Origin of the sequence: Bacillus sp. FSL E2-8900 (assembly GCF_037966225.1) — a bacterium.
Classification (GTDB): domain Bacteria; phylum Bacillota; class Bacilli; order Bacillales; family Bacillaceae_G; genus Bacillus_A; species Bacillus_A cereus.
The window spans coordinates 1,673,020-1,684,630 of record NZ_CP150193.1; the positions used below are offsets into that span (position 1 = coordinate 1,673,020).

Here is an 11,611-nt window from a genome sequence, read left to right on the forward strand (position 1 = left end):
TTTTTTATTTTTCGAGAACACTCATATTCAAATTATAAGCTTTCTCAATATTTAACTTGTACGTCCCATTTCCAGTTTTAATCGAATTTTTATACCAATGTTCTTGGCTGTTTAATTCTGGATGTTCTTCTGAAGAAGTATTTTCGTTTTTCGTTAAATCTTCTACTTGTTCCCAAGGTGTACTTCTATGTGTTTCCTTTTGATTCGTTACTGCTGTTAAAGATACATCACTTTCTTTTGCAAGATGGACAGACACTCTTGAGCTTTCCTGTACAAACCAATTATTTTGTAATTGACCTGGATAAAGAGATAGTTCGTTATTTGAAGCGCGGATTTCCACATTTTTATTTTGCGGAAGAACAAGCGTTGGTTTCACCTGTGGTGCTGAATTAAATAACGTATGCTGAACAGGTAATGATTTTAAAGTGATATACATCGTTTCTCCAGCCGTTTGAACTGAAAGGAAATCATCTCGTTTTAAATTGAGTTTTTCATTTGCTTTCGTTGTCATTTCATAAGTTCCCAAAAGATGAATTTGATTTGTATTATTTCCCTCTATCGTTAGAGGTTGATGTCCTGCATCTACTACGATTTTTTTGATAGATTCAGGTATATCAAATTGTCCGTCTGGAATATTACTCGTTTGCCTCGTTGTGTTAATAGAGTGACGAACTTCTTCTAGTAATCCAGTTGATAATAAACAGTAAAAAGCAATTCCGACGCTTCCTAAAACGCCGATAAAGAAAATACTAAAAATATCATATTTAATAAATGATTGTTCCTTCTTAGAAAATAGAAGATATAGTAAAACTTCGGCTCCAAGTATGATAAGTAAAACTGGCCACCATGCAGTTAGTGTATCTAATACTTGAATTCCTTTTACGACTGAAAATAGTAAAAAGCATCCTAACGATATAATAGAAAGCCCCATTGAGAATGTTCCAACACGCCAAGTCCTCATTCGCTTGTCCCACCTTTGTTTTCTTTATTTCCAAGTAACAATTTAAAGCCGCCGCCAATTAAAAGGAGCGCAACGATAGATGTTTGGAAATAGCGATAATATAGTTCACTAAGATGAATATTAAATATAGTTGCAAAATAATCATTCAAAATAGGAAGGACTGTTTGATTTAATAAATAATAACCACCGAGTGTAATTAATCCGATACCGATCCATCTTTGATGATTTATAAAATAATCGATAATGGGTTCGTCTTGAACTCGTTCTTTTCCGTATTTTGCTGTTTGCTGTAACGCATCAAAAAAGCTATAGAACCAAATGATTGGTACTAAAAACAAAAATGCAGAAAGTCTTAATAAGTCGAGTAAATAAATAGATAGTAAGAAGGCTGCCATAAGCTGAAGACCACGGCGTTGTAAGCCTAAATACATATGACCTGCTCCAGGGAACATCGCTAAAATAGAAGCAAATGTTTTACTTTTCTTTCCCTGCTCTTGATGTTCTTCAAAATCTTCGAAAATAGTACGATCAATTAATTGCTCGTCGCGTTCTTTTTTCTGTAGTTGCTGAACAACGTCAAAGAAATTATAAATCCATAAAACAGGTAACGTAATAAGGAAGATAAGGAAACTTCCTTGAGATGTTAATAAAGTCACAAATATAATCATGCTGCCTAAGCCAGCGCAAGCGACTAAAAACGTAAGACCGCGTTGCATAAGTCCTAATTGGAAATGGCCAAGTCCAGGGATGATAGATAGGAGAATGATATAAAATCGTTCGCTCTCTTTAGAGGAAGTTATCAATTCTCCAGCTTCTTGTTTTTTCGTTTGTTTTATAATGGTGATAACTAAATCTAGTAAGTTAATTGCCCATAGAACGGCTAGTAAAAATAGAGAAAGAAAAGCAATATCACGTTCTCTTACTACTATTGTACAAAATACTGCAAAGGAGAATAGAAATAAAGATCCTCCGCTATATAAAATAAACCGTCCTAGCTTTTTTAAGTATAAATGTCCAAGCCCAGGAATTAGCCCTAATACAAGTGCTAAAAAGGGATTTTTATTCATGCTTTGAACCTCCGTTCTTTTTGGATGTGTCTACCGATTTGTTTACAATTTGTTGTGAAATAGAAGACTCGTTATGTTTTGAAGATTTCTCGAAATTTGATGTCGCTGTAAAAATATATTGGAATAAACCACTTACCATAAAAATAATTGTAGCCGCAGTCGCAATTATGTAGTGAATGATTGTGCGCTTTAGTGAGTTTGTTTTTATATTTTTATTAGACTGTAGTGTTTCAAAATTAATTTGCGTCATAACTTCGTTCGTAAATGAATCATCATTTATCATTGGAAGGTTTTCATGTTGTTCATCAATACTTTCCATATAAAGTGCTAAACAATCATCACATTCATAAAGATGTTCTTCCATAGATTCACGTTCATTGCTTTCTATAAAATCTAATGTATAATTGCGCCAATCTTCTTTTGAATAATGCATCATAGAAACTCTTCCTCCTTCCAATGTTTTTTAATCCATTTTCGTGCCCGATACAGTTTCATTTCGACTGTTTTTACTTCGATGTTTTCCTGTAAAGCAATTTCTTGATAACTTTTTTCTTCTAAGTAATGTGCGAGAACGACGTCACGGTAATTTTCGGGAAGTTCTCTCAGTTTTTGAGCAATGAGTAATTTTTGCTCTTTCGTCAATAGTAAAGCTTCAATGTTATGAGAGGATTTTATATTTTCCTCTGTTTCTTTACATAAGGAGAGTTCTTCGTTTTCTCTAGCTTTCTTTCTCTTATAATCAATAGCGTGATTGGTGGCAATACGTGCCATCCACGTTTTTAATCCGCGAAATTGATAATTTGGGAGAGAGGTGTGAATTTTTACGAATACTTCTTGTGTAACATCTTTCGCATCTTCTTCATGTCTTAAAATAGAAAAGATAACTTGAAAAATATAATGACGATATGTTTGTACAAGGATACGAAAAGCATGCTCGCTTCCTTGCTTTGCTTTTTCAATTAATTGTTTTTCCTCAATCGGTCTCTCCCTCCTTTTTGACGCATTCTATTATATAGACGTAAAGAATGATAAGTCACCCTACACATATTGTAAAAAAAGAATAATATATTTTTTGTAGGAGAGCTAGATGAAAAAAGGTGTGAAAAAATGGTAAAGAGAAGTATATAATGAGCAAGTAGGAAATGTTACGGGAAGAAAGGATGTGAATGTTAGTAGGGGAAGGGCCATACTAACAAACATGAAAATTAAAATATTAATAGCGGATGATAACTCTTTTATTAGAGAAGGCATGAAAATTATTTTAAATACATACGAAGAGTTCGAAGTGGTAGATACTGTAAATGATGGGGAAGAAGCTGTAGCATATTGTAAAAAGCATGAAGTTGATATTGCTCTTTTAGATGTTCGTATGCCAAATATGAACGGTGTAGAGGCGACGAAGTTCATTTGTGAAGAGACGAAAACAAAACCGCTTATTTTAACGACGTTTGATGATGATGAGTATATTTTGGATGCAGTAAAAAACGGAGCAAAAGGTTATTTATTAAAAAATAACGATCCGGAGCGTATTCGTGATGCGATAAAAGGAGTATATAACGGTCAAACTGTTATGCAAGATGTTGTCCTCGATAAAATTAAGTCTAATTTAATGGAAAGTAAAGAGGAAGAATGTAAAATTGATAAGAGTCTTTTCACAGAAAGGGAGCTTAGTATTATCGCATTAATTGCAAAAGGTTTCTCAAATAAAGAAATTTCGAAACAGCTTTTTATATCTGAGGGAACAATTGCAAATTATATTACGTCAGTTTTAGGGAAAACTGGACTTGAACATCGCACACAAATTGCGATTTATTACTTAACAGGGAAAGTAGATTAATGATATGGAGTTTTGGTTAACTGTAAGTAAATTAATTGTCTTTTTATATATTGTGTTTAGTTATATTTACGCAAATGTAGCAAATTTACCATGGGTTATATTTACATTACTTATTTACCTCTCTGTAAACGTAATGATTTCTATATTTAAAAAAGATATGTATAAAAAAATATTAATCTGTATGTCCATTGGCATAGTTATGTTATTTACATGGAGGGTTCATCCATTTTTTATTTTGTTTTTACCTTTGAACTTATACGAAATTACATTCCATTACATAGAAAAGAATTGGCCACGCTTTGTCGTTATGATGCTCCCAATTACGATTGCAGATGAAAGTATTCGAATGACTTATGGATTAATTGTTGCATTTTCTTTTCTCGTTTTAACTATGGCAGATCGATATATATCGCGTGTAGTAAAGCTTGAATCGCAAAATGATAAGATGCGAAAAGATATGCAACGACTTACGAAAAGCTTACATGAAAATAAAGAGTACATAAGACAATCTGAATACACATTTAAGCTAGAAGAGAGAAATCGGTTATCGCAAGAAATTCATGATAAAATTGGTCACTCGATGACGGGTGCACTTATTCAAATGGAAGCAGCAAAAAGATTAATGGAAATAGATAAAGAAAAATCTGCGGAGTTATTACAAAATGCAATTCACATTTCAAAAGATGGAATTGAAAGTATTCGCATTACATTAAAAAATATGAAGCCACCAACTGAGCAAATTGGCATTCATCGTATGAAATTATTCATAGAGGAATTTGCCGGTAAGAATGATGTGAATATTCCTTTTGTATACAAAGGGAACTTAGATATGATTTCTCCCATTCAGTGGAAAATTATCGGTGAAAATGTTACAGAAGCACTAACAAATGCAATGAAATATGCTGATGCGACAGTTATTTCTATAGATATTCATGTGCTTAACAAGATGGTTAAGGTGCAAGTGAAGGATAACGGGAAAGGCGCAGCTTTTGTTAAGAAAGGTCTCGGTATTATGGGGATGGAGGAGCGAACAGCATCAGTAAACGGAAAAATTATTGTAGATGGAACAAGTGGTTTTTCAGTGACAATGTTGTTTCCGATATAAGAGAATGGGATGAAGATGAACCATCTCATATGAAAAAAGTGAATATTCTCATGTGAAAAGAATGAATTTCTGCACTGAGCAGGTTCATTCTTTTTGTTTATAATAACAGCAGAGAAACCGAAATAGGGGTGAAATGATGAATACATTAGAAATTAAAAATTTAACGAAAAAATTTGGTGATTTCATCGCAGTTGATAATATGTCTTTATCTATTAAAGAAGGAGAAATATTTGGCTTTTTAGGATCAAATGGTGCTGGTAAGAGTACAACGATAAATATGATTGCTGGTTTGTTAAGAAGTAATGAAGGTGAAATTAGCATACTAGGAAAAAATATAAAGAAACATAATCGATTTGCGAAAATGAATATCGGTATTGTTCCGCAAGATATTGCGATTTATGAAGAGCTAACTGCCTATGAAAATGTGAAATTCTTTGCTGGATTGTACGGATTAAGAGGGGCCGAACTAAGAGCGAGAGTAGAGGAAGCACTTCAATTTGTAGGACTTAGTGATAAACAGAAAAGTTATCCGAAAAACTTTTCTGGCGGGATGAAAAGAAGATTGAATATTGCTTGTGCAATTGCACATAGACCGAAGTTAATTATTATGGATGAACCGACAGTTGGAATTGATCCACAGTCAAGAAACTATATTCTTCAGTCTGTCCGGAAGTTAAATGAAATGGGAAGCACTATTATTTATACGAGTCACTACATGGAAGAGGTAGAAGAGATTTGTACGAAAATAGCGATTGTAGATCACGGTAAAGTGATTGCAGAAGGTACGAAAGAACAACTAAAATCGATTATTACTGATACGAAAGATATTTGGATTGAAGTGAAGTCGGTGGAAAATTTAGACGTGGAAAAATTAAAAGAGATAAACGGTGTGAAAGCAGTTAAAATTGAAGAAAACGTAATTAAAGTGAATTCTGATGCGGGATTAAATAATTTAAATAAAATCATTCAACACTGTATCAATCATGATATTGAAATTCGTTCATTAGAGGAGCAGGCTCCCAACTTAGAAACAGTATTCCTTACATTGACGGGAAGAAACTTACGAGATAAATAAAAAGTAAATGAAGAAAAGGTAAAGGGAGGTTCATCAATTGAACATCTTCAATATTGCAATTATGCATATTAAAAGAGATTTCAGAGACGTAAGAACTTTAGTTTTTATGTTAGCATTTCCGATTGTGCTTATGCTTGTGTTAGGAACAGCGTTAACCAACGCATTTAATAGTGATAGTCATTCGATTAAAGATATACAAGTGCTATATAAAGATGAAGCGAGTAGCACGTTTTCTCAATCATTTGAAGCATTTACGAAAGAAGTGGATAAATCAGGTATTCATTTTAAAAAAGCTTCCGGCAGTATAGATGGGAAAGAAGAAGTGAAGAAAAATAAATATGCTGCTTATGTAGAGTTAAATAAAGATGGTGCAAAATTTTATGGGAGTGACAAAAGTAGTATTGAGGGAAGTATTGTGGAGGGAATGCTTACAACATTTGTTGATAAGTACAATGTAGCGGTCGAAGTTGCAAAAGTAGATCCTACTAAGGTTAGTACGGTTATTTCAAACGGAAATCATAATGATTATATAAAAGAAACATCTTTACAAGCTGCGAAAAAACCAGGTTCTATGGATTACTATGCGGTTGTAATGACAACGATGATTGCACTATATGCTGCGATGGGAGCGAGTTCTTTAATTCGAGGAGAACGAATACGTAAAACAGGAGATCGTCTCATTGCTGCACCTATAAGTAAAGCTGAAATATTCATTGGAAAAGTACTTGGTAGCCTAGTAGCAAATGCCCTGTGCATATTACTCGTCATGTTATTTAGTAAATTTGTTTTTCAAGCGAATTGGGGCGACCATCTTGGAATCATATTTCTTATTTTATTAACACAAGTCTTTCTAGCAATTAGCTTCGGTTTAGGAATCGGATATATCACGAAAACAGCTGAAGCGTCTAGGGCAATTATTATGGTTGTTGTGCAATTAGCTTCTATTTTTGGAGGTGCATATTTCGTAGTAGAAGAAAATTTCGTTACGAATTTATCGCCATTAACTTGGGCAAATACAGCTGTTATGAAAATTATTTATGCAAATGATGTAGGGGCAGCACTACCAGTCATTTCTTTAAATATTGGAATTTCAGCACTCTTTTTATTAATTGCAATTATTGCATTACGTAGACGGGAGGGGCTATAGCATGAAGGATATTTTATGGCTCATACAAAAAACGTTATCTGTGCTTTTGAAAAATAAAAAAAGTTTACTCATTATAATTAGCTTGCCCATAATAGGGACGCTCATTTCCTTTTCGATATACGGAAATGCAGGGCAAGGAACGTTAAATATCGGGATTGTAAATAAAGAAAATGAGCCAATAGCAAATGATACGATAAAGTTTTTAGAAGGATTAAATCATGTGAATGTGAGTAAGGTTAAGGAGTCTGAAGTAGAAGATAAACTCACTTCCAAAAAACTTGATGGAGTTATTACATTAGATTCTGGTTTTTCAAAAAGTGTTCGAGAAGGGAAACCAGAGCATATTGAAATTTCATCGATTAAAGGTGATCAAGTAACAGGATTTATAAAATTATATTTATATAATTATATTGATAATATAGCAGCTATTAGTAAAGTAGCAGGAACAGATCAAAGTACATTCGACAATATGTACGCAGGGTATCAAAAAAGTTCATTTAAAATGAAAACTGAGACGCTAGAAGATACTTCGAAAAATAAAGATATGACAAATCAAACGATGGGTTACCTTATTATGTTTATGCTGTTTTCAGCAGCGAACTTATCAGGTCATATTTTAAAAGAAAAAGAGAATAGAACGTACTTTAGACTATTATCAACGCCGATAGATGGGAAGAAGTTCATATTATCTAATGTCGGGGTAAATATGATAATACTAACAGTACAAATTTTGATTACAATCCTATTCCTAACGAATGTTTTTCATACGAATATCAATATGCCTTTCATAGTGATGATGGGCGTACTAATGCTATTTGCATTAATCGCAATTGGAATATCATTAGTCCTTGTAGCTTTTTCGAAAAACTCAGCATCGGCAAATGCGATGCAAAACATGGTCATTGTACCAACATGCTTACTAGCGGGTTGTTATTTCCCATATGACATTATGCCAAGTGCAGTACAAAAAGTAGCTGATTTTCTTCCACAGCGCTGGTTGTTAGACACAGTATCGAAACTACAACAAGGAATACCATTCTCGGAGTTGTATTTAAACATTTTAATTTTATTCGCTTTCGCAATTGCATTCTTCTTAATTGCTATTTATAAGTTTGGAAGAAATAATGATGCGAGGAATTTTGTTTAATGTGAAAAGGTGTGGCTTAATGCCATACCTTTTTTTGAAATTTAGAGTATCTTTTGTAGTATAGGAATGCTTTTGTAGAGCACTTCGTTATGTGAAGCATGCAAAACATATTTATTTCCCTCTAGAAGAAAAACGCTATGTAGAACAGCGTTACCGTCACCATGTTTTGTAAGTAAATCACCGACGACTTTGCCGTCTGTCCATTTCAGTTTGGAATGTGAAGGGACGACTTGTAAATATTGAATTGTTTCCTCTCCATCTCCGGCAATGAGTGTCGTTTCAATATTTCTTTTTTGTATAATAAATCTATTTTCATTTAATGTATCGAGGAAAGGGTTTTTCGTTTTCATCTTACTATAAGGAAGAAATGTAATAGAAGAGCCGGATCTTATAAATAAATAATTTCCGTAATCTTTACAAGGAATAACATCTTGTAATCCTGGAAAGTAAATGTGTATCGCCTCAACTTTATTCATTTTATGTAAGATGCTTAAGTAACAAATATATTGTTCCACATAAAAATGAACGATATTTATTTTAGAAGAGGCATGGATAGGGAGAGTACCTCCAGTCCAATAACTATAATTTGGTGAAGATCCAGCGTTTGGTGTGCAGAGTATTATAAGCTGATTTACATCATTTTTATATGTTGCACTTTGAACGTAAGAACGTCCAAGAAGGCCGCCCATACTATGACAAATTAGATTTAGTTTATCGCAACCTGTAATCTTTTTAGCATAAGCAATCGTTTGTAATAAATATTTTTGTGTAGAAAAAACAATACGCTGCCGCCAGTCATAAAAACAGATGAACAAATCTTTATTTCGTTCGTACCCCATACTTTCTAGCATCATGATGAATGGTTCGTAAACAAATGCAGAAAGTCCAAAACTCCAATTACCAGTGCCGGGAATAATAATATTGCTCATTGAACCGAAAAGACCTGGGATAAAAACAATAGGAGTTTTCCCTTTTCTCATATTCGTATCTCCTTTAACTGTTTAGTATCAATAAAAATAAGAAATACATTTCGTATGAAAACATATTTAAATGAAACACTACGAAATAGTAAGGAATATGATTGGAAGGAAACCAAAATGATTAAAAAAATATTAAGAGTTACTTCTATTATTATTGCTATTTTCGTTTTTATTTTAATTTGGATGCATATCGATGTTACCTTAGGTAGGAAAATGGAAGCCGGGAAAAACATGCCGACAGAGTATGCGCCTCATTATAGTGACTTTCAATTATATGTAGAAGGGAAGTCTTTTTATAAACAATTATTTACTGATATAAGAGAAGCGAAAAGCTCCATCTACACTTATTTCTTCATTTTGTCGGATGATAAAAGTAGTCATACTTTTTTAAACTTATTAAAAGGGAAGGCAAAAGAAGGAGTAAACGTCTATTTATCAGTTGATCGCATTAATGATTTATCATTTGAAAGAAAGGTGATAAATGAATTGCGGAAAAGTGGTGTACATTTTACATATAGTAGAAAACCTACATTGCCATTCGGATTTTATTCACTTCACCATCGTAATCATCGCCGTATTACGACGATTGATGGGGAGATTGGCTATACAGGCGGATTTAATATAGGAGATGAGTACTTAGGGAAAGATAAGCGATTTGGATATTGGCGTGATTATCATGTACGACTTAAAGGAGAAGGAGCAAAAGATTTAGAACAGCAATTCGCTTTAGACTGGAAACGAGATACGAAAGAAGAGATAAAGAGAAGTACGAATAAAGCTAGTAAAGGGAATACATTACATACTATGACTAGTTACAATGGGCATTACGTTGCTGAAAAATATATAGAGCTCATAAAACAAGCTCAGCACTCCATTGTAATTGCAACGCCGTATTTTATAGCAAAAAATAAAGAATCCATGAATGCTTTAATCGCAGCACAAAAGCGTGGTGTTACAGTAAAAATACTTTGGTCATATAAACCAGATCTACCTCTTATAAAAGAAGCGGCGTATCCATACATACGTCAAGCTGTTAATAATGGGATTACTGTATATGGGTATAAAAAAGGAATGTTCCATGGCAAATTAATGCTTATTGATAATGAATTAACAGTTATTGGTACAACAAACTTTACTTCGCGTAGCTTCAATATAAATGATGAAATGAATTTTTATATTTATGGTGGTCCTATTGTAGGACAAGTTAATAAGGCGTTAACAGAGGATTTTCATGATTCGAAAGAAATGACGAAAGAGTTTTTTGAAAAGTTATCTTTTTGGGAGCGTTGTAAGGAGAAAGTGGCGGGATTGGTTGACTTCTATTTGTGATGATGAATTAGGAAAGGGTGCCTACAAAAGACACCCTTTTTTGGTGGGAAATCATTATTTTTCATGCACCAACATCGTAACATCATCATTAATCAACGTCCCCACATGTTCGCCTAAACATATTTTTTTCATGACTCCAGGCTCATCAAAGTTAAAGACATGTGCTGGTAAATTGTAGTCCCGGGCAAGCAGTAATGCCGCTTGATCCATAACTTGTATATTTTGTCTAACGACATCATTATAGTTTAGTTTGCTGTACATTTTTGCTGATTTGTTATGCTTCGGATCACTTGTAAAAACGCCATCGACACCCTGTTTTGCGACTAATATGGCATCACTATTCATTTCAATGGCTCTTTGTACACTTGGATAATCTGTCGTCACGAACGGTTGCCCGTTTCCGCCTCCAAAGATAACGATATAACCGTTATCTAAATGGTGGACTGCACGCAAGCGAATGTATGGTTCAGCTACTGCATTAAATGGAATGGACGTCATAACGCGTACTTCTCTATTTGTTTTACTTGTTAAAACACCGCGAAGCATTAAGCTGTTAATGATTGTACCTAACGTACCGATATTATCAGCTTCTACGCGATCGATTCCCCATTCTTCAGCTAGATGCCCCCTAAAAATGTTACCGCCACCGATGACGATGGATACTTCGATACCTAAATCAACAATGGATAAAATTTCGTTTGCGATATGTTCTAATCGTTTGGAGTTAAAGCTATTTCCAGTTTGATCGGCAAGTGCACCGCCGCTTAATTTAATTAAGACACGTTTATATGGTCTCATAACAATTCCCCCTATATAGATCGCAATAAAAAAGGAACAAAGGCGAATGCCTTTGTTCCTTTTTAAGAAAATGAAAAAGAAAAGAAGAAGATAGGACGAATTGCTTTGTATAGTTTTTCATAACATCCACTCCTTTTCATTTTGATTTGTTTTAAGTATATATCT

Annotated in this window: 12 protein-coding genes; 6 read left to right on the forward strand and 6 right to left on the reverse strand. The window is 33.7% G+C overall.

Annotated elements, in window-relative coordinates; translation table 11 throughout:
• Positions 1-4: 4 nt before the first annotated feature.
• From exsE to NST90_RS08750, 4 genes are read right to left on the reverse strand one after another with little or no spacing between them, the layout of a single operon-like run.
• Entirely contained in the window at positions 5-961 is a 957-nt protein-coding gene (gene exsE / locus NST90_RS08735) for an exosporium protein ExsE (RefSeq protein WP_044306573.1), read from the reverse strand.
• Positions 958-2,028, reverse strand: a complete 1,071-nt coding sequence (locus NST90_RS08740) for a hypothetical protein (RefSeq protein ID WP_044306572.1) — start codon at positions 2,026-2,028, stop codon at positions 958-960. Before NST90_RS08740 ends, exsE begins: the two co-directional genes overlap by 4 nt.
• Entirely contained in the window at positions 2,021-2,464 is a 444-nt protein-coding gene (locus tag NST90_RS08745; protein ID WP_000972345.1) for a hypothetical protein, read from the reverse strand. The genes NST90_RS08740 and NST90_RS08745 overlap by 8 nt, the downstream gene beginning before the upstream one ends.
• Positions 2,461-3,006: an RNA polymerase sigma factor gene (locus NST90_RS08750; protein WP_306418681.1), complete on the reverse strand. Its 546-nt coding sequence runs from the start codon at positions 3,004-3,006 to the stop codon at positions 2,461-2,463. The genes NST90_RS08745 and NST90_RS08750 overlap by 4 nt, the downstream gene beginning before the upstream one ends.
• 220 nt (positions 3,007-3,226) lie before the next feature.
• On the opposite strand from NST90_RS08750, the gene NST90_RS08755 reads away from it, so the two are divergent.
• From NST90_RS08755 to NST90_RS08775, 5 genes are all read left to right on the forward strand, one after another.
• Positions 3,227-3,865, forward strand: a complete 639-nt coding sequence (locus NST90_RS08755) for a response regulator transcription factor (protein WP_000694093.1) — start codon at positions 3,227-3,229, stop codon at positions 3,863-3,865.
• Between the two features lie 4 nt (positions 3,866-3,869).
• Positions 3,870-4,970 (forward strand): sensor histidine kinase, encoded by a 1,101-nt coding sequence (locus NST90_RS08760; protein ID WP_000397683.1) that lies wholly within the window; start codon positions 3,870-3,872, stop codon positions 4,968-4,970.
• 136 nt (positions 4,971-5,106) lie between these two features.
• Positions 5,107-6,045 (forward strand): ABC transporter ATP-binding protein, encoded by a 939-nt coding sequence (locus NST90_RS08765; RefSeq protein ID WP_044306570.1) that lies wholly within the window; start codon positions 5,107-5,109, stop codon positions 6,043-6,045.
• Positions 6,046-6,082: 37 nt separating this feature from the next.
• A complete protein-coding gene (locus NST90_RS08770) occupies positions 6,083-7,192 on the forward strand; it encodes an ABC transporter permease (RefSeq protein WP_001020154.1) in 1,110 nt (369 codons plus the stop codon).
• A gap of 1 nt (position 7,193) precedes the next feature.
• The gene (locus tag NST90_RS08775) at positions 7,194-8,339 is read left to right on the forward strand and encodes an ABC transporter permease (RefSeq protein WP_044306569.1); all 1,146 of its coding nucleotides are present in this window, start codon (positions 7,194-7,196) and stop codon (positions 8,337-8,339) included.
• Between the two features lie 41 nt (positions 8,340-8,380).
• On the opposite strand, the gene NST90_RS08780 is transcribed toward NST90_RS08775, so the two are convergent.
• The gene (locus NST90_RS08780) at positions 8,381-9,319 is read right to left on the reverse strand and encodes an acetyltransferase (protein WP_001225397.1); all 939 of its coding nucleotides are present in this window, start codon (positions 9,317-9,319) and stop codon (positions 8,381-8,383) included.
• A gap of 117 nt (positions 9,320-9,436) precedes the next feature.
• Between NST90_RS08780 and cls the strand changes: the two genes are divergently transcribed.
• Positions 9,437-10,648 (forward strand): cardiolipin synthase, encoded by a 1,212-nt coding sequence (cls, locus tag NST90_RS08785; RefSeq protein WP_000591921.1) that lies wholly within the window; start codon positions 9,437-9,439, stop codon positions 10,646-10,648.
• A 54-nt stretch (positions 10,649-10,702) separates the two neighbouring features.
• Here cls and pyrH read toward each other — a convergent pair whose 3' ends face one another.
• The gene (gene pyrH, locus NST90_RS08790; protein WP_001248059.1) at positions 10,703-11,446 is read right to left on the reverse strand and encodes a UMP kinase; all 744 of its coding nucleotides are present in this window, start codon (positions 11,444-11,446) and stop codon (positions 10,703-10,705) included.
• Between the last annotated feature and the right edge of the window lie 165 nt (positions 11,447-11,611).